This is a genomic window from Nocardia sp. NPDC004415 (genome assembly GCF_053602435.1).
The window spans coordinates 1-17,909 of record NZ_JBSGDP010000089.1; the positions used below are offsets into that span (position 1 = coordinate 1).

Consider the following 17,909-nt stretch of genomic DNA (forward strand, 5'->3'; position numbering starts at 1 on the left):
CCCAAGGCACGCACCAGGACCCCGGTCGAGCTGGACACGATGATCAAGACCATCGACCAGTTCTCCGCGGCCCTCAAGCCCGAAGAGGGCCAGGAAGGACTCGGCCCGCTCTCGGGCCGGGTGCTCTACCCGGTGCTCAACGGCAACGGCCAGAAGATCCGCGAGACCCTCGACGCGCTCTCCGGTGCGCTCAAGGTGGGTATCGACAACAAGGACGCCATCTCCAACATCATCATCAAGCTCAACGAGCTGACGACGATGCTGGCCGACAACGATCAGTCCGTGCGTGATTTCAGCGACCGGATGACCGCGATGTCGGGGCTGCTGGCCGAGCAGGCACCCGGTTTGCAGGCCACCCTGGATCAGCTCAACGCGTTCCTGGCCAACACCTCGGTCACCTTCTCCGACCACGCCGACGAGCTGTCGGCCTCGCTGACCGGGCTGACCAATGTCAGCAACCAGTTGCGCGCCAACTCCGGCGCGATGATCGAACTGGTCGACCTGATCCCACTGCTGATGCAGAACCTCGATGGAACCATGGACAAGGACGGCCGCTACTTCCGCACGCACCTGCTCGTCGCGCCGGCGCTGTCGGGCGAGATCATCAGCGTCTTCTGCGAGCGGATCCAGATGCGCGCGGACGGCTGCCGCACCGGCAACATGCAGGACTTCGGTCCCGACTACGGACTCACGGCGGCCCTGCTGGGGCTGACGAAGTAGCCGGCGTCAGGCTTCTGACATTTTCATCACTATAGATAGTGTGCCGTCGATACTGATACTATCATCACATACATGCCGGTGGTGTAGTCGCTCACCGTGGCCATCATGAACGGAAGGACCCGATGAACAGGGACCGTATCGACGTGCATCAGCACATGATCCCGCCGGTCTATCGCGACGCGCTGCGCCGCCACGGCATCACCGCCCCGGGCGGCCGGGAACTGCCGGACTGGTCGCCGGAGTCGGCTCTGAGCCTGATGACGACCGCCGGGATCGGCTCGGCGATCCTGTCGGCGTCGACACCCGGAACCACCTTCCTGACCGATCCCGCCGAGGCCACGGCGCTAGCCCAGACCCTCAACGACTACTCCGCCGAGATCTCGGCCGCCCACCCGGGGCAGCTCGGATTCATGGCCACCTTGCCCATGCCCGACGTGCGAGCGTCCCGGCTCGAAGCCGAACGAGCCCTCGACACTCTCGGCGCCGACGGAGTGGTGCTGCTCGGGAACTCCGCCGGGGTCTATCTCGGCGCCGAGGGCCAGGACGAACTTTTCCGCGCGCTCGACGACCGCCGCGCGGTCGTTCTGGTGCACCCGGCGGACCTGCCCGGCGAGTCGGTGCCCGGAATCCCGCCCTTCGCCGCGGACTTCCTCCTCGACACGACCCGGGCCGCCTACCTGTTGGTGCACAACGGGATTCGGCGTCGGTACCCGAACATCAAGTTCATCCTGTCGCACGGTGGCGGCTTCGTTCCCTACGCGGCCCACCGGCTGGCGCTCACCATCTTCAGCGAAACCGGAGTGAGCCCGGCCGACCTGATCGACGAGTTCGCCGGGTTCTACTTCGACACCGCGCTGTCCTCGAGCGCGTCGGCGCTGCCGAGCCTGCTCTCGTTCGCCCGGCCGGGCCATGTCCTCTACGGCAGCGACTGGCCGTTCGCCCCCGATCCGGCGGTGCTCTACTTCGGCGGCGGCCTCGACGCCTACGCGGGCCTCGACGACGCACAGCGGCGTGCCGTCGAGCGCGTCAACGCACTCGCCCTGTTCCCCCGTTTCGGGGCCGCCCCCGCCGTCACCTCGGCGACACCGGCGCTGGACCGGGTTCGGAGCACGATTCGGCGCCAGGCCTTCCGGGGCATCGCGCGGGCGATCGGTCCACGAGCGTAGGCCGGGAGGATGAACCGATGACAGCCGAACCCAGTACACGGAATCGGGTGGACCGGCGACGGGCACGCACGCGCAACGCGCTGCTGGCCGCGGCGACCGCACTGCTGGCCGAGGGGCGGACCGCGGTCAGCATCCAGGAGATCACCGATGCCGCCGATGTCGGATTCGGGTCGTTCTACAACCATTTCTCCTCGAAGGACGAGCTGTTCGAGGAAGCCGTGCGCGCGGTGCTGAACACCTACGGCGTGCTGCGCGACGGCGTGGTCGCGGCCTACGAGGACCCGGCGGAGGTGTTCGCGGTGAGTTTCCGGATGACGGGCCGCATGCAGCGCGACTTTCCCGAAGGCGTCCGCGTGCTCCTGCACTCGGGCACGTCGATCCTCGTCCGCGACGAGGGCCTGGCTCCCCGCGCGCGCCGCGACATCGCGGCCGCGCAGCAGGCGGGCAGGTTCGACCCGATGGATATCGAGATGGCCGTGATGGCCGCCGGTGGGGCGCTGCTCGGGCTGCTCCAGCTCCTGGATCGCATGCCCGGCGCCGATGCCGGGGAGCTGACCGATCAGGTGACCAGCCGAGTGCTGCGCATGTTCGGGATGTCCAAGGAAGCCGCCGAGAGGCTGGCTACGAATCCGCTGCCTCGTGATCTGCCGAAGCCTCTCGTGTAATCACCAGCATCGCCATGTTCGTCAGCAGCTCGACCAGGCTCGACGGCGGCAGTTCGGGGACGCACGAGAGGTCCTCGCGCGCGACGGCGTTGACCATCGCGGTCAGCAGCCCGACGGTGTCGTCGGCCGGACGTGAACCTCTCGCCGCCAGGAAGCTCTGGATGTGGCCCGCCCAGCGGTGGGCGTGCGCCCGGCACTGCTGCTGTGCGAGTTCACCGACACCGCTCACCTCGAGCAGGGCGAACCCGGCGCCGTACGGCTCACTCTCGATCGCGGCGAAATAGGCGATCAGGGCCGCGCGCACTGCCACGACCGGTTCGACGGGTCCGGTCAGGTCCGCGAGCGCGCGTGCCACCGCGACCGCCGCCCCGTCCTGGATGCGGGCATAGGCCGCGACGAGCGCCTCGTCGAGCGTGTGGAATTCCTCGTAGAACTGCCGCTTCGACAGCGATGCCGACTCACAGATATCGCTGAGCGAGCAGCCGAAACTGCCGCGCTCCGCGCAGATGCGGGTGGCCGCTTCCAGGAACTGACGCCGTCGTCGCGCCTTGCGTTGCGCGACGGTCTGGCCGCCGTACCGCCTGACACCGGCGGCGGTCATGGCACACCTGTCTTCCGATTCGTGGGGACGGCGGTCCCGGCCTCCTGTGACAAAGGCCGGGACCGCGTCACCTTCCGGTCCGCGCGGGCCGGAAGTCTCAGTGATCGCTGACCAGGTCGAGCGCGATATCGGCGATCATGTCTTCCTGTCCACCGACGAGCCCGCGCCGACCGGCGACGGTGAGCAGCGTGCGCACGTCCACGCCGTAGGTGGCCGAGGCGTTCTCCGCGTGGCGCAGGAAGCTCGAGTAGACGCCGGCGTAGCCGAGCGTCAGCGTCTCGCGGTCGACCTGGACGGGCCGATCCATCAGCGGACGCACCAGGTCGTCGGCCGCGTCGGTCAGCTGGTCCAGGTTCGCACCGTGTTCCCAGCCGGTGAGGTCGGCGACCGCGACGAACGCTTCGAGCGGAGTGTTGCCCGCGCCGGCGCCGAGTCCTGCCAGGGACGCGTCGACTCGGGTCACGCCCTCCTCCACCGCGACGACACTGTTCGCCACCGACAGCGAGAGGTTCTGGTGGGCGTGGATGCCGATCTCGGTGCCGGGTTCGAGCACATTCCGGTAGGCGCGGACGCGGTCGCGGACACCGTTCATGGTGAGCCGCCCGCCGGAGTCGGTGACGTAGACGCAGTGCGCGCCATAGGTTTCCATGAGTTTCGCCTGCTCGGCCAAACCCTCCGGGCTGTTCATGTGGCTCATCATCAGGAAGCCGGACACGTCCATGCCGAGTTCGCGCGCGTAGGCGATGTGCTGGGCGGAGATGTCGGCCTCGGTGCAGTGGGTGGCGACCCGCACCGAGCGCACGCCGAGATCGAACGCGCGACGCAGGTCCTCGATGGTGCCGATGCCGGGCAACAGCAGGGTCGTCAGCCGGGCGAACTGCACCGCGCCGGCGGCGGCTTCGAGCCATTCCCAGTCGGTGTGGCTGCCCGGCCCGTAGTTGAGGCTGCCGCCGTGCAGCCCGTCACCGTGGGCGACCTCGATCGCGTCCACGCCCGCCGCATCGAGCGCGGCGGCGATCCGGGCGACCCCGGCGGGATCGATGCGGTGCCGCAGTGCGTGCATACCGTCGCGCAGGGTGACGTCCTGCAGGAAGATTTCGGCGCTCATCGGACACTCTCCTTCGTGGATGCCGCGATCCGCTCAGCGACGCGCAGGGCGGCCGAGGTCATGATGTCGAGATTGCCGGCATAGGCGGGCAGGTAGTGGGCGGCACCCTCGACCTCGAGGAAGACGCTGACCTGGTGGGTGACCGGAGTGTCGCCGACGAGGGTGCGCAGCGGAGCTCCGGCTTCGACGGGCGTGATCTGCACACCCTGCTTCAACCGGTAGCCCGGTACGTACGCGGCGACGTCGGCCACCATGGCCAGGATCGACTCCTTGATCCGCGCGTGGACCTCGGGGTCGGCGGTGTCGATGAGCGCGAACACGGTGTCGCGCATGATCAGCGGCGGTTCCGCGGGGTTGAGCACGATGATCGCGCGTCCCCGCTGGGCGCCGCCCACCGCGGCGATCGCGGTCGAGGTAGTCTCGGTGAACTCGTCGATATTGGCTCGGGTGCCGGGCCCGGCGGACTTCGACGCGATCGAGGCGACGATCTCGGCGTAGGGCACCGCGGTGACCCGGGCGATGGCCGCGACCACCGGAATGGTCGCCTGACCACCGCAGGTGACCATGTTGACGTTGTCGGCGTCCACGTGCTCGTCGAGGTTCACCGCCGGAACGACGAACGGGCCGATCGCGGCGGGCGTCAGATCGATCAGGCGTTTGCCGTGGGGGGCGAGGGCGGCGGCGTTGGCCTTGTGCGCGCCCGCCGAGGTGGCGTCGAAGACGATCTCGATGTCCTCGAAATCCGGGAGCCCGATCAGGCCCTCGACACCGTCGGAGGTGGTCTGCACGCCCAGGCGTCCGGCGCGGGCGAGCCCGTCGGAGTTCGGGTCGATGCCGACCATGGCGGCCATCTCGAGTGTGTCGGACAGGCGCAAGACCTTGATCATCAGGTCGGTGCCGATATTGCCCGAGCCGATGACGGCGACTTTGGTGCGGCTCATCGCTGTTCCTCCAGGGTGAAGTCGACGGTGCCGAGCGGCCCCGATCGCTGTGTCAGTTCGGCGTGGACCCGCGCGCCGGGCACCAGTGGCGCCATCGGACCGAGCGCGCCGGAGAGCACGATCTCGCCCGCGCGCAGCGGGTCTCCCAGGGCCTGGGCTGTGCGGGCGAGCCAGGCCAGCGCCAGCAGGGGGTCGCCGAGGCAGTCCGCGCCTTTGCCGCGCGAGACGATCTCGCCATCGATGCGCATGGCCATCGTGATCTCACGCGGCTCGAAGTCATCGAGCGAGAGCCGCTGGTCACCCAGCACGAACCAGCCGCTCGAGGCGTTGTCGGCCACGGTGTCACCGAAGGTGATGTCCCAGCCGGCGATCCGGCTGTCCACGATCTCGAGTGCGGGTGCGGCGTAGTCGATGGCGCCGCGCACCGAGATGGGATCGAGGTCGTCACCGGTCAGGTCGGCGCCGAGGACGAAGGCCAGCTCGGCCTCGATCTTGGGCTGCAACAGCCGGGGTCGCTGCGCCGTCGGCGTCGTGCCCGCGTCCATGTCGTGGAAGAGCACGCCGAAGTCGGGCTGGTCGACTCCGAGCTGCCGTTGCACCGCCGTGGAGGTCAGGCCGATCTTGTGCCCGACGACGCGGGCGCCCTCGTCGATCCGTCGGCGAGTACCCCGGCTCTGCACCGCGTAGGCCAGGTCCACGTCGTCGGCGCCGATCAGGTCGCGCACCGCGGCCACGGGCACGCCCAGCCGCGTCGCGGTCGCCAGTCGTTCGGCAGCGGCCAGGACGGCGGGCAGTTCGCTGGTGGTCGTGGTCATCGGGCTTCCTCCAGGGGGCTCGGCGCTGCGGACGCCACGACGCGCAGGGGATTGTGGTTCGCGGTCAGCATCGCGGGGGTGACGGCGAGACGGACCAGCAGTGCGGTGACCAGCTCGCTCGCGTCGGATTTCGCGCTGATCCCGAACACGTATCGGTCCGGGCGCAGCAGGACCGTGCCGCCTTGGGCGACACCGGCTTTGGCGAACCACCGGGCCAGGTCCCCGGTGTAGTCCTCGACGTCGGCGTAGTCGGTGGCGGCGACCCGGGCGTCGCCCGGCTCGCCCTGCGGACGGCCGCCGGTCGCGTACACGGTCACGAACTGTGTGCCGAGAATCTGCAAGGCATTGCGCTGGGCGACACTGAGTCCCTCACGCGGATCGACACCGTAGCCGACGACGGCGAAGCCGAGGCCGAGCGCTTCGTCGAGGCGCTGGTGGCGGCCGTCGAAGGTGCGGATCTCCGGCTGGGGGGCCAGCGTGCCCTCGACGCCACGTGTCAACTTGCGCGGAAGCCCGAAGTAGGCACCGCGCTTGAACCGCGGGGACGGCTTCATCTTGGCCTCCCGGATCCAGGTGTTGAGTCCGGGGACCTTCAGCGCGGTGGCCAGGGCGACATCGCGGGCGCCGGCGGCGAGCCTGTTGTTGACCGAGACGAGGCTCTTGTTCAGCACCGACAGATCGATCATCGCCTTGGCGTGGGGCCGCCGCTCGGTCTCGTAGGTGTCGAGGAGATGCAGGCCGGCACCGTGCTGGATGATGGCACCGAGCTTCCAGGACAGGTTGTCGGCGTCGCGGACACCGGCGTTCATGCCCTGGCCGATGAACTGGGGCGTCATGTGCGCGGCGTCGCCGGCGAGCAGGACGCGCCCTTCACGCCACTGATCGGCGACCACGGCGTTGAAGGTGTAGACCAGTTTGCGCAGGACCCGCACTTCGTCGGGATCGACGTAGTGGGCGATGAGACCGCGGACCTGCTCGGGGTCCTCCATCTCCTCTTTGGTCTGCTCGTCGGTGAGCATGAACTCGAATCGGTGGTGCCCACCGGGTTGCGGACACGACACCGTCGGCATCTCGGGATCACAGACGAAGTTGAAGTACGGCAGATGCCGGAACGCGTCGACACCGTCCTCGGCGATCAGATCGACCACGAGCCAGCGTTCCGGGTAGCTCGTACCGGTCATGTCGATGCCCAGTTGCGTGCGGACCACGCTGCGGCCGCCGTCGCAGCCGACGAGGAACTTCGCCCGTACCTCTTCCGAAGTGGCCGCATCAGTGTCGGCGGCGTGTTTGCCGTACCCGGTGCCGTGGCATTCGGCATGCCGCACGAGCACGCCGTCGGCGTCCTGGTCGAAACCGAGGACCTCCCGGCCGCGGCGAACCGTCACGTGCGGGTAGCGCTCGAGGGCGTTCTCGAGGGTGTTCTCCAGGTAGGGCTGGTACAGGAAGTTGGCCACCGGCCAGCCCAGCGGGCGCGAGACCTGGTTGAACTGGGCGAGCACCGAGCCGTCGCGGCGCACCCACTGCACGGTGCAGTCGAGGTTCATCTGCGCCGAGGCCTCGTCGGCGACACCGGCGGTCTGGAAGATCCGCATGCCTTCGTCGTCGGTGTACACCGCCCGCGCCAAGCCGTAGAACTCCGGCTCGCGCTCGAGCACCAGGACCCGCACGCCGCGCCGGCCGAGCAGGTTCGCCAGGGTCAGCCCGGTGGGCCCCAGCCCGACGACTACCACGTCGTAGTCGAACGATGTCATCGCGCAATGCCTCCGCTGAGTTGGGGAACTGTGATCTCGGGGGTCCGCAGGGTCCGCACGACCTGCCGGAACTGCGTGAACTTGTCCAGCACGGTCTCGCCGACCGGCGTGTGACCCCAGATGCTGATGCCCTGGTAGGTGGTCGGGTCCCACGTCGATTCGCGTTCCGGGCCGAACACGATCGGATTCCAGCCGACCTCGAGTTCGAATCCGGACGGGGTGACGCAGTAGAAGGACAGCTCCCGATCATTGGTGTGCTGGCCGACCGACCAGGCCATCCGGAAGCCGAGATCGGTGACCCGCCCGTAGGCGGCCAGCACGTCGTCGAGCGAGCCGGACTGAATGTTGATGTGCTGCACCCGGGTTCGGATCGGGTCGATCTTCACACCGCGGATGTTGGCGATCGCGATCGAGTGGTGCCGTTCGTTGACCCGCAGGAACCGGATCTTGAGCTTGAGACCGGAGACGTTCTCGTCGATGTAGTCGCTGAGCCGGGAGTCGAAGACCGTCTCGTAGTAGCCGCGCAGTGATTCCGGTTCCCTCGACACGATCGCGACGTGTCCCATGCCTGCTTCGCCGGTCACCCACCCGGAGCTGAGCATGCGCAGCGGCTCGGGCGTGGTCACCGGGACGGTGAAGATCTCCTGCCGGATCCCCTTGGGGCCGGCGAACCGCCACAGCCGCTCCACACCGCGGCGGGCCGCGTCCTCCGCACTGCCTTCGGAGATCGGCACGCCGCGATCGGACACCCGCGCGATGATCCGGTCGAAGGTCTCGTGATCGTCGACCTGCCAGCCGACGGCCGTCACATCCTCCTGCGGGCCCTGCTCCACCAGGAAACGGCACGCGTGCTCGTCGAGGCGGAACCGCAGCGTGGAGTGGTCGACATCGTCGACGTGCATACCGATCGCGTCGGCGCCGAAGCGGCGCCACTCGCCCAGCCGCGCCGACTCCACGACGATGTAGCCCAGGTGCACCGCCCCGAAGACCGACCCGTCGCCGGGTGCGAGGCCGCTCATCGCTCGGCCTTCAGGTACGCGATCGCGAGGGTGTTGAACAGGTCGGCCCGCTCCCACTGCGCCCAGTGCCCGGTGCGCGCGACCAGGTAGAGGTCGCAGTTGGGCATGGTCTCGGCGAGCATCCGGCCCCCGGACGGCCGGTTGACCTTGTCGTCCTCACCCCACACCACCAGCGTGGGGTGTGCCACCTCGCTCAGGCGCGAATCCCGGGTGAAGTCCATCCGCCAGAGCGTGCGCAGGGCGAACAGGCCCGAGGGCCGGCGCAGCGGCGGGTTGGCCACGACCTCGGGGTCGATGCTGGCCCGGTAGCGCTCCTCGATCACTTCGTCCGGCACCGTCGCACCGTCGTAGACCAGGAACTCACGGATGAAACGGATGATCTTCTCGCGGCTGGGACCACTGCCGCGGTAGTAGTTGAGGAGCTCCTGCAGACCCTCGGTCGGCAGGGCGCGCGTGGAACCGACGCCGCCGGGACCCATCAGGACCAGGCGGCCGACCTTGTCGGGGCGGTCCATCGCCAGCCGCAGCGCCGCCGCCCCGCCGTAGGAGTTGCCGATCAGGTGCGCCGAGTCGATCTGCAAGGTGTCGAGGAACTCGCCGAGCACACGCGCCAGGTAGCCGAAGGGATCGGACTGGTCGACGTACTTCGACGACCGTCCGTAGCCCGGCATGTCGAGCACGAGCACCCGGAAGTGCTCCGCCAGCGCCTCGATATTGCGCGAGTAGTTCGACAGCCCGGTCGCGCCGGGGCCGCCGCCGTGCAGCAGCACGACCGCGGGGCCGGACCCGAACTCGGTGAAGTAGATCTCACGGTTGCCGACCTGGACCGTGCGCCCGGTGTCGACTCCCTTGTCGATGCTTGTCACGATGTACCTCCCAGTGAAGTTGATAATATCATCACCTTCGATTGATTCCACGTCAAGTGGTTCTGATGAAATACTCAGAATTGGTGGTTTGACCAGTTCTCACCCGAGCAGCGGGACACGGCTCGCGGTCTGGCGATCCATCTCGTCCTGCATCACCCGACGCACCCGGTCGGCGAACTCCCCCGGCGACTCCCCACCCTCCGGCCGCATCGCGGGCAGCACCGTGGTCCGGACCTTGGTCGGCAGCGGGATGTAGGGGAACAACCCCGCGATTCCGACGGTGAGCCCCCACGGCAACGACAGCGTGATCGGCAGCCGCTTGAGCCGCAGCGCCTTGTCGAGGCGAAGCCAGCGCGCCAGCACACGACCGTCGGACAGGCAGATCAGCGACTCCCCCGCCCCCGAGGTGACCACCGGAACGATCGGTACTCCCGCCTGGATCGCCAGCCTCGCGAAGCCGGTCCGCCCGTCGAAGATGATCCGGTTGCGCTCACCCCACGACTTGAACGCGTCGACATCACCCCCGGGAAACACGAGGACATGCTCGCCACGCGCGAGGGCCGCCCGGGCGTTCTCACCGGTCGCGGGCTCGGCCCCCATCTTGGCGAGCAACGGGCCGAGCCCTATCACCCAGGCCATGTGATGCGTCAGGACGACCGCCCGTCGCCGATCCCCGATGCGGACATAGGCCGATCGTGCGGCCAATACACTCAGATCGAAGACACCGCCGAAGCCGTGGTTGGCCACGAACAGCGACGGCCCCGGCGCCGGGTCGAGCACGCCCCCTACTTCGTGGCGGTGATACCACCGGAACGCCCCGAGCAGAATCCGCACGGCAACCGGTGCCCGCGCGGATTCGACCCCCTTCCCACCCTGCGGCGCGTCATCGAACGACTCATCGTGAAGCGGCTGAACACCACTGTCAGTCACTACTTCTCACTTCCCGCGCTTGTCGCCGCGCTGTGAAACGAACACCGCACAGAACTCGTATCAATGATCGCAACATTGATAATTTGATCATATTTGATCGACGCATTCGTACGGCTGTGAGTTCACCCACTGGGGCCGGTCGCGCACGCCATCGCACGACCAGGCCGTGCGGTGGCCACCCCCGACGGCACAGCCTCCGGTACGCCAGACTGGGAGACGATGAGCACCAGCACCCCGGGCGACCCCGCGATTCGCCGACGTCCACGCGACCGCCGCGCCACCATCCTCAGCGCGGCCGCCGACGCCTTCGCGCACGCGGGCTACCACGGCACGTCCATGGCCGAGATCGCCACCGCCGTCGGGATCTCCTCGGCGGCGTTGTACCGCCATTTCCGCAACAAGCAGGAGTTGCTCGGCCACTGCCTGATGTCCGGCATGGACGCGACGGTGTCCCGGCTGGCGGCCGCCGCGGTTCAGGACGCGAGCGGGCATCGGGTCTTCGAGGAACTCGTCGTCATCGCGCTCGAGCTGCGCGGGCTGCCGAGGCTGTGGCAGCTCGAGTTCCGCAACCTCACCGCCACGCACCGCTCGTCGGTGTTGATCCGGGCGGTTCGATTGACCGGCTACCTGCGCCGGGCGGTGCGCGCGCGACGCCCGGAGCTGTCCGACCACGACGTCGAGTTGCTGAGCTGGTGCGTTCTCTCGGTGGCGGTCAGCCCGTCGTATCACCGCCAGCAGCTGCCGTCGACGACCTTCACCTCGGTGCTCGACGCCGCGATCGTGCGGCTCCTCGCCACCGAATTGCCTCCGGGCGGGACCTCGCCCCGCACATCGCGTCCGGCGGCGCCACCGCCGTCCCCCGAGTTCGAACGAATCGCCCGGCCCGAGCGCCTCATCGGCGCGGCGGCGCGGCTGTTCAACACGCGTGGCTATGCCGCGGTCGGCATCGAAGACATCGGCGCCGCCGTCGGCGTGAGCGGACCCGCGCTGTATCACCACTTCGCGAGCAAGGCCGACCTGCTCAACGAGATCATCGTGCGCAACGAGCAGTGGATCGGGCTGTACACCTCCCGCGCGCTGGCCGAGGGCCGCGACGCCCGCGAGGCGATCCATCTGCTGATGGAATCGTTCGTGGGATTCGCGCTCCAGCAGCCGGACCTGCTCGGTACCACCGTCAGCGAGGTCGGACATCTGCCGGAACCGCAGGCCACGCGCTACCGCCGGATCCATCGCGACGGCATCCTGAACTGGGCCCGGCTGTTGCAGACGGCCCAGGCCGAACTGCCGCTCCCGGAGGCCCGCATCCTCGTCCAGGCGATCGGCACCGTCGTGATCGATGCCGTGCGCAACCCGCGCGCCCTCGGCCACCGGAATCTCGCCGGTGCGTTGATCGCCATCGGTGACCGGATCGCGCTCCACGACTGACTCGCTTCAGCTTAGCGATGGTCAACTTAGTGCGAGAATGCCGATCTCATGATCTGATACCAGCGGCTCTCAGATTCAACCTGCTTAGCCAGAAACAACTTACGGTTGCGTAGCGCTTCGGCGCGCACCCACAATGGCCGACGGCGCGTATCCGATCCGCGCATTCCACCTCACTCCCGGTCGTCTCGACCGGCCTGTCGAAGGGACTCGGCCGTGGGCCACTACAAGAGCAATGTCCGAGACCTCGAGTTCAATCTGCTCGAGGTCTTCGGCCTGGCGGACGTGCTGCGTTCCGGCGCGTTCGGCGACCTCGACGACGACACCGTGCGCACGATGCTCGTCGAAGCGGCCCGGATCGCCGAGGGGCCGGTGGCGGCCTCGTTCGCCGAAACCGACCGCAATCCACCGGAATTCGATCCATCGACCCACACCGTGCGACTACCGGAGGGGTTCAAGCGCTCGGTCCGGGCGTGGCAGGACGCCGAATGGTGGCGCGTCGCGAAGTCCGAGGCCATCGGCGGCATTGCGGCACCGCGGATGCTCGCGTGGGCGATCAACGAACTGCTTCTGGGCGCCCAGCCCGCGGCGTATATGTACCTGACCGGGCCCGGCATGGCCGATATCGTCGAGCGCATCGGTACCGACGAACAACGGCGCTGGGGCAGGATCGCGGTCGAGAAGAAGTGGGGCGCGACCATGGTGCTGACGGAGCCGGACGCCGGTTCCGATGTCGGCGCCGGCCGCACCAAGGCCGTCGAGCAGGAGGATGGCTCCTGGCACATCGAGGGCGTCAAGCGGTTCATCACCTCGGCCGATGCCGACGATCTGTCCGACAACATCATCCACCAGGTCCTGGCCCGCCCCGAGGGCGCGGGCCCCGGCACCAAGGGGTTGAGCCTGTTCCTGGTGCCGAAGTTCCACTTCGACTCCGAGACCGGCGAACTCGGTGACCGCAACGGCGTGTTCGTCACCAATGTCGAGCACAAGATGGGGCTCAAGGCCTCGGCCACCTGTGAACTCACCTTCGGTGGTCACGGCGTGCCCGCCAAGGGCTGGCTCGTCGGCGACGTCCACAACGGTATCGCCCAGATGTTCCAGGTCATCGAGGAAGCCCGGATGATGGTCGGCACCAAGGCCATCGCGACCCTGTCGACCGGTTACCTGAACGCGCTGGAATACGCCAAGACTCGTGTCCAGGGCACCGACCTGACGCAGATCGCCGACAAGACCGCACCGAAGGTGACCATCACCCACCACCCGGATGTCCGGCGCTCGCTGATGATGCAGAAGGCCTACGCCGAGGGCCTGCGTTCGGTGTACCTCTACACCGCCGCCCACCAGGATCCCGCAGTCGCCCAGCATGTCTCGGGCGCGGACGCCGAGCTGGCGGCCCGGGTCAACGACCTGCTGCTGCCGATCGTCAAGGGGGTCGGCTCCGAACGCGCCTACCAGTACCTGACCGACTCGCTGCAGACCTTCGGCGGCTCCGGCTTCCTGCAGGACTACCCGATCGAGCAGTACATCCGCGACGCCAAGATCGACTCGCTCTACGAGGGCACCACCGCCATCCAGGCCCAGGACTTCTTCTTCCGCAAGATCGCCCGCGACCGCGGCGTGGCCCTGGCCCATATCGCCGACCAGGTCCGGGCGACGGCCCAGTCGGAATCCGGCACACCCGAGTTCAAGGTCGAACGCGCACTCCTGCTGACCGCGCTCGACGACGTGCAGGCCATGACCGCCACCCTGACCCAGCACCTGCTCGCGTCCACGAACGACAGTCGCCAGCTGTACAAGGTCGGGCTCGAATCGGTCCGTTTCCTGCTGGCGGTCGGCGATCTGCTGATCGGGTGGCGACTGCTGGTGGCGGCGGAAATCGCCTCGGCCGCACTCCCGTCCGCCGGCTCGGACCGCGACTTCTACGCGGGCAAGATCGCGGTGGCGTCCTACTTCCTCCGCACCGTACTGCCCCGGCTCGGTGCCGACCGTGCCGTGATCGCGGATATCGATTCCGCGATCATGGATCTCGACGAGGCCGCCTTCTGATCGCGGGACCGGCGCCCACCACGTCCTGGTCGGCGCCGGTCCGCGCGGAACTCACTGCTTTCCGGCCGCCGGGACAGCCCGGCGTTCCAGTCCCTTCCGGTCGTAGAAGATCGTCGCGGCCAGGCCGATGACCAGCCCGATCAGCAGGCCGAGCAGGGCCATCCCCACGCCGTGTGCCAGGCCCGAACTCGCCCGGGCGTCGTAGTAGAGGATCGCCCGCACCGCGATGAAGATCTGGTGCATCGGTTCGAAGGTCGACAGCCACGCCATGGCCTGCGGTGTCGCCTCGATCGGCACGGTTCCGCCCGCGGAGGGCAGGCCGAGGACGATGAACACGATGAGATTCACGAGCATCCCGGCCGCACCGAAGATCGCCAGGATGGACAGCGCGGTGACGCCGACCGCCACGACCGCGAGAACCCCGTAGAGGAACAGCATCGGAGCACGCTCGATCGACATCCCCAGCAGCGTCGCGACCGCCAGATAGATCCCGGACACCACCGGCGCGACGACCACCAGAATGCCCCATTTGAGCAGCAGCGTCCGCACGCGCGAGATCGGTGTCGCCGGGTAGTGGACGTACCAGGGCCCGTATTCGGTCGGCGCGAAGCCCAGTGCCGAGTCCACCATCGCGTGGATGATCATCGCGCCGGTGAACCCGGCCAGCAGCAACAGCAGGGTGTAGAAGAACGCCGACAGTCCCCCACCGGCGCCGTCGGGGAGCTCACGGAACGGCACGACCACCACCGAGACGGGCTCGGCCAGGGCGAGGCGGCTCACGCCGGAGAGCTCGGTGGCCGGTGCGTCCGAGGTCGGCTGGAGCTGGTTCTCCACCCGCTCGAGCAGTTGCGCGCCCACCGCCTTGTTCGCCGCGTCCGTCGCCTGGGTGGTGATGCGCAGCATGATCTGCGTGGCGTAGGCACCCGCCGCCGGATTCGTTTCGACGGTGATGACGGGCCAATCGACATCGCCGGGCACGACACCGGCCGCGCCAAGGATCGACACCCGCTTGGTGAGGTCACTCGGGATGACGATCGCCCCGTAGATCTCGCCGTCGAGCATGGCCCGATGCAGGGCAGGCAGGCCCATCTCACGCAGCTCGACCTTGTCGGCGGGGATCTGCTGCACCATCGAGGCCGCGATCTGATCGCCGATATCGACCCGCTCACCTCCGACGGTGTCGCCCTCATCGAGGTTGACCAATCCGATCGGGAAGTCGTGCATGTTCTTCTCCGGGTCGACGATGTACCCCAGATACATGGTCGCCAGCAGTGCCGTGAGCACCGCGACAACAGCACCGGGACGCAGCCACCTCGCGAGATTCCTACCGGTGATCGCCATGGAACCACTCCTCTACCGTCAGCTCGGCAACTTCGTCGCAACCCACCACACTGATCATCGAGCACCGACTCTTGGCAGGTCAAGCTATTCCTGATGAAAAGATCAGCACGTGTCGCCGGATATCGGGAGCTCGGTGGCACCACCACGGAGTTCGACCCGGATTCCCGCGTCGGCCACGGTCACGGACTCCGGCCGAAGCCCGAGCGGATAGTCGCGCAGGCTCTCCGTGAGCAGGTCGGCGATCTCGTTCGCCAGTTGCGTCGGGACCCCGCGAGAAGAGACGATCTCGACGCGGATCACCCCGTCTTCGATGTAGGGGCGCAGCCGCACCGACACCACGCCGATGACCCCGGTGACATCGACCGTGCCGTCGGCCGCGGACATACTCACCTCCCCGGCCAGCCCATGCAGCGTGCGCTGGATCGCCTCGGCGCTCCAGTCGACGCGCGCCTCGGAGCTGCCCACGGTGGCCGAAGCCCCGTCCTGCGCCGTCGAGACCTGGTGCAGGGTGGCATGGACCGCCATCCCTTCCGCCGGACCGAACTGCGCGTCGTCACCGTCCACGGTCAGCTCGGGGATCTGCCGGTCGATCAGGCTGAGCACGACGGGTCGCGGACCCAGATCCACGTCCACCGAGGAGCCGAGGTCGTCGCGCAGGCCGGCCGCGAGACAGCCCTCGATCCGGTTCCGCAGATACAGCTCGACCGACACGATCCCGATCGTCGCCAGCACGAGCGCGACGACCAGGCCGACAGTCATGCCGCGCGCGATTCGTCGCCGCACACTCCTACCGGGCGCCTTGCCGTTGTCGACGGGATCCAGCTCTTGACGCTTCATACGTTTCTCCTCCGGATTCCCCCTGGCGGACCGGGAGATGTTCCCGGGCACGATTGCCACACTCTCACTGCGATGATGCAATCATCATATCTGACGTACGGCTCCATTCCGCGTGAGCTCGCCCACGCGTTCTCTGGCGGAGGACTGCGGATCGCCTGAGAATTCTCTGGCGACAGTTGACTGACCATGTCGTCATCTATGACGGTCTATAACAGCAGTGAGCGCCTCCGCCGATGATGCCGGTCGCACTCCCTGCCCAGATCCTCCGGTGGAACGACCTCGGTGCAAGAACACCGGTTCGGCCACCTGTCGCATCGCATCTGATACTTTCATCAGCGATTCGCGCATCGCTTCGCTCGATCAGCTCGATCGAGCGCTCTCCACCCCGCAGCCCATCCCCGTTCGGGCGGACTCCGACCGCGCCGAGCGGGACTTCGCGATGCGACCGAAACAACCGAAGGAAAGGACATTCTCGTGAACGAATCCGATACTCCGTCGCGCGCCGGTGTGAGCCGCCGCCGCATGCTGGGAGGAGCTGTCGCAGGCACGCTCGGTGTCGCCGCGGCCACGGCTCTCCCCCTCGGTAGCTCGACCAAGGTCGGCGCGGCCGGAACCGCCCGCGCCGAGTACGCCGCGCCCACCGGCACCTACCGCATCGACCTGCACACGCACGTGCTGCCGCCGGATTACCGCGCGGCGCTGCTGTCGCACGGGCACTACACCGTCGGCGGTTACCCCACCCCCGAGTGGTCGCCCGAGTCCGCGATGGAGTTCATGGACTACTACGGCATCCAGGCCCAGGCCCTGTCGGTCTCCGACCCCGGCGTCGGGTTCCTGGCCCCGGGCAAGGAAGCCAACGACATGGCTCGCTACTGCAACGAGTATGTCGCCGGACTCACCCGGCAGTACCCCACGCGCTTCGGCTCGTTCGCGGTTCTGCCCATGCCCGACATCCCCGCCGCGGTCGCCGAGGCGATCTACGCCCTCGACGTCCTGCACGCCGACGGCATCGTGCTGCTGTCCGCCTACCAGGGCGTCTACCTGGGCGACCCGCGCTACGAGCCCTTGATGATGGCGCTCAACCAGCGCAACGCCTACGTGTTCGTGCACCCCGCCGCGATCGCGGACGACGCCAAGCCCAGCCTGCCCCTGCCCGACTTCCTCATCGAGTACACCTTCGACACGACCCGGGCCGCGACGATGATGATGCTGACCGGTGTCACCAAGCGCTACCCCAACATCCGGTTCCAGCTCTCCCACGCGGGCGGCACCCTGCCGTTCCTGTCCTGGCGCGTCGGCGTCGCCTCCGAGACCACCGTCGGCGAGAACTGGCCCCAGGGCCTGGACAAGCCGTCCCTGCTCGACGCGAAGGCGCAGATCTCGCGCTTCTACTACGACACCGCGCTGAGCGGATCCAGCGCCGCGATGTCGGCGGTGTCGGCGGTGACGAGCCGAGACCACATCGTCTTCGGTTCGGACTGGCCCTTCAGCGCGACCACTCTGCCGCAGTCCGGCAACCACGACCCCGCCCCGGGACTCAGCGAGATCTTCGACGCCGAACAGCGCATGGAAGTCGAGCACCACGCCCCGCTGCGCCAGCTTCCCCGCCTGGCCGCGGCGATCAACGGAGGCTGATCCCCACCGTCGGTCCGGGGCCGGGCGCGGTGGTTCCCCACCCGCC

16 protein-coding genes are annotated in these 17,909 nt (G+C 68.1%); 6 read left to right on the forward strand and 10 right to left on the reverse strand.

What is annotated here, in order from left to right:
• From ACWEMY_RS27605 to ACWEMY_RS27615, 3 genes are all read left to right on the forward strand, one after another.
• Positions 1–720, forward strand: a 720-nt coding sequence (locus tag ACWEMY_RS27605; RefSeq protein ID WP_452392374.1) for a mammalian cell entry protein, incomplete at its 5' end; no start/stop codon positions are given.
• A 122-nt stretch (positions 721–842) separates the two neighbouring features.
• Positions 843–1,886: an amidohydrolase family protein gene (locus ACWEMY_RS27610; RefSeq protein ID WP_452392375.1), complete on the forward strand. Its 1,044-nt coding sequence runs from the start codon at positions 843–845 to the stop codon at positions 1,884–1,886.
• A gap of 17 nt (positions 1,887–1,903) precedes the next feature.
• On the forward strand, positions 1,904–2,551 hold the full coding sequence (locus ACWEMY_RS27615) for a TetR/AcrR family transcriptional regulator (RefSeq protein ID WP_452392376.1): 648 nt from the start codon (positions 1,904–1,906) through the stop codon (positions 2,549–2,551).
• Here the strand turns inward: ACWEMY_RS27615 and ACWEMY_RS27620 are convergent.
• From ACWEMY_RS27620 to ACWEMY_RS27655, 8 genes are all read right to left on the reverse strand, one after another.
• A complete protein-coding gene (locus ACWEMY_RS27620; protein WP_452392377.1) occupies positions 2,508–3,152 on the reverse strand; it encodes a TetR/AcrR family transcriptional regulator in 645 nt (214 codons plus the stop codon). The two genes, ACWEMY_RS27615 and ACWEMY_RS27620, sit on opposite strands and share 44 nt — an antisense overlap.
• Positions 3,153–3,249: 97 nt before the next feature.
• The gene (dmpG, locus tag ACWEMY_RS27625; RefSeq protein WP_452392378.1) at positions 3,250–4,260 is read right to left on the reverse strand and encodes a 4-hydroxy-2-oxovalerate aldolase; all 1,011 of its coding nucleotides are present in this window, start codon (positions 4,258–4,260) and stop codon (positions 3,250–3,252) included.
• A complete protein-coding gene (locus ACWEMY_RS27630; protein WP_452392379.1) occupies positions 4,257–5,201 on the reverse strand; it encodes an acetaldehyde dehydrogenase (acetylating) in 945 nt (314 codons plus the stop codon). The genes dmpG and ACWEMY_RS27630 overlap by 4 nt, the downstream gene beginning before the upstream one ends.
• Positions 5,198–6,016, reverse strand: a complete 819-nt coding sequence (locus ACWEMY_RS27635; RefSeq protein WP_452392380.1) for a 2-keto-4-pentenoate hydratase — start codon at positions 6,014–6,016, stop codon at positions 5,198–5,200. Before ACWEMY_RS27635 ends, ACWEMY_RS27630 begins: the two co-directional genes overlap by 4 nt.
• On the reverse strand, positions 6,013–7,767 hold the full coding sequence (gene mhpA, locus ACWEMY_RS27640) for a bifunctional 3-(3-hydroxy-phenyl)propionate/3-hydroxycinnamic acid hydroxylase MhpA (RefSeq protein ID WP_452392381.1): 1,755 nt from the start codon (positions 7,765–7,767) through the stop codon (positions 6,013–6,015). The genes ACWEMY_RS27635 and mhpA overlap by 4 nt, the downstream gene beginning before the upstream one ends.
• Positions 7,764–8,786, reverse strand: a complete 1,023-nt coding sequence (locus tag ACWEMY_RS27645) for a VOC family protein (protein WP_452392382.1) — start codon at positions 8,784–8,786, stop codon at positions 7,764–7,766. The genes mhpA and ACWEMY_RS27645 overlap by 4 nt, the downstream gene beginning before the upstream one ends.
• Complete coding sequence (locus ACWEMY_RS27650) at positions 8,783–9,643, reverse strand: alpha/beta fold hydrolase (RefSeq protein ID WP_375935105.1); 861 nt, start codon at positions 9,641–9,643, stop codon at positions 8,783–8,785. The genes ACWEMY_RS27645 and ACWEMY_RS27650 overlap by 4 nt, the downstream gene beginning before the upstream one ends.
• 108 nt (positions 9,644–9,751) lie before the next feature.
• On the reverse strand, positions 9,752–10,582 hold the full coding sequence (locus ACWEMY_RS27655; RefSeq protein ID WP_452392383.1) for a lysophospholipid acyltransferase family protein: 831 nt from the start codon (positions 10,580–10,582) through the stop codon (positions 9,752–9,754).
• Between the two features lie 219 nt (positions 10,583–10,801).
• Between ACWEMY_RS27655 and ACWEMY_RS27660 the strand changes: the two genes are divergently transcribed.
• Together ACWEMY_RS27660 and ACWEMY_RS27665 are read left to right on the forward strand one after the other, a co-directional pair.
• Complete coding sequence (locus tag ACWEMY_RS27660) at positions 10,802–12,007, forward strand: TetR/AcrR family transcriptional regulator (RefSeq protein WP_452392384.1); 1,206 nt, start codon at positions 10,802–10,804, stop codon at positions 12,005–12,007.
• Positions 12,008–12,220: 213 nt separating this feature from the next.
• Complete coding sequence (locus tag ACWEMY_RS27665) at positions 12,221–14,050, forward strand: acyl-CoA dehydrogenase (protein ID WP_452392385.1); 1,830 nt, start codon at positions 12,221–12,223, stop codon at positions 14,048–14,050.
• A gap of 51 nt (positions 14,051–14,101) precedes the next feature.
• Here ACWEMY_RS27665 and ACWEMY_RS27670 read toward each other — a convergent pair whose 3' ends face one another.
• Together ACWEMY_RS27670 and ACWEMY_RS27675 are read right to left on the reverse strand one after the other, a co-directional pair.
• Positions 14,102–15,391, reverse strand: a complete 1,290-nt coding sequence (locus ACWEMY_RS27670; protein WP_452392386.1) for a YhgE/Pip domain-containing protein — start codon at positions 15,389–15,391, stop codon at positions 14,102–14,104.
• A gap of 102 nt (positions 15,392–15,493) precedes the next feature.
• Positions 15,494–16,228: an LmeA family phospholipid-binding protein gene (locus ACWEMY_RS27675; RefSeq protein WP_452392387.1), complete on the reverse strand. Its 735-nt coding sequence runs from the start codon at positions 16,226–16,228 to the stop codon at positions 15,494–15,496.
• Positions 16,229–16,702: 474 nt separating this feature from the next.
• On the opposite strand from ACWEMY_RS27675, the gene ACWEMY_RS27680 reads away from it, so the two are divergent.
• On the forward strand, positions 16,703–17,863 hold the full coding sequence (locus ACWEMY_RS27680; RefSeq protein WP_452392388.1) for an amidohydrolase family protein: 1,161 nt from the start codon (positions 16,703–16,705) through the stop codon (positions 17,861–17,863).
• Positions 17,864–17,909 lie beyond the last annotated feature (46 nt).

Excerpts from the sequence above, each read along its gene's own strand:
- ACWEMY_RS27610 (WP_452392375.1), top strand. The coding sequence starts at position 843 with ATGAACAGGGACCGTATCGACGTGCATCAGCACATGATCCCGCCGGTC.
- ACWEMY_RS27615 (WP_452392376.1), top strand. The coding sequence starts at position 1,904 with ATGACAGCCGAACCCAGTACACGGAATCGGGTGGACCGGCGACGGGCA.
- ACWEMY_RS27620 (WP_452392377.1), bottom strand. The coding sequence starts at position 3,152 with ATGACCGCCGCCGGTGTCAGGCGGTACGGCGGCCAGACCGTCGCGCAA.
- dmpG (WP_452392378.1), bottom strand. The coding sequence starts at position 4,260 with ATGAGCGCCGAAATCTTCCTGCAGGACGTCACCCTGCGCGACGGTATG.
- ACWEMY_RS27630 (WP_452392379.1), bottom strand. The coding sequence starts at position 5,201 with ATGAGCCGCACCAAAGTCGCCGTCATCGGCTCGGGCAATATCGGCACC.
- ACWEMY_RS27635 (WP_452392380.1), bottom strand. The coding sequence starts at position 6,016 with ATGACCACGACCACCAGCGAACTGCCCGCCGTCCTGGCCGCTGCCGAA.
- mhpA (WP_452392381.1), bottom strand. The coding sequence starts at position 7,767 with ATGACATCGTTCGACTACGACGTGGTAGTCGTCGGGCTGGGGCCCACC.
- ACWEMY_RS27645 (WP_452392382.1), bottom strand. The coding sequence starts at position 8,786 with ATGAGCGGCCTCGCACCCGGCGACGGGTCGGTCTTCGGGGCGGTGCAC.
- ACWEMY_RS27660 (WP_452392384.1), top strand. The coding sequence starts at position 10,802 with ATGAGCACCAGCACCCCGGGCGACCCCGCGATTCGCCGACGTCCACGC.
- ACWEMY_RS27670 (WP_452392386.1), bottom strand. The coding sequence starts at position 15,391 with ATGGCGATCACCGGTAGGAATCTCGCGAGGTGGCTGCGTCCCGGTGCT.
- ACWEMY_RS27675 (WP_452392387.1), bottom strand. The coding sequence starts at position 16,228 with ATGAAGCGTCAAGAGCTGGATCCCGTCGACAACGGCAAGGCGCCCGGT.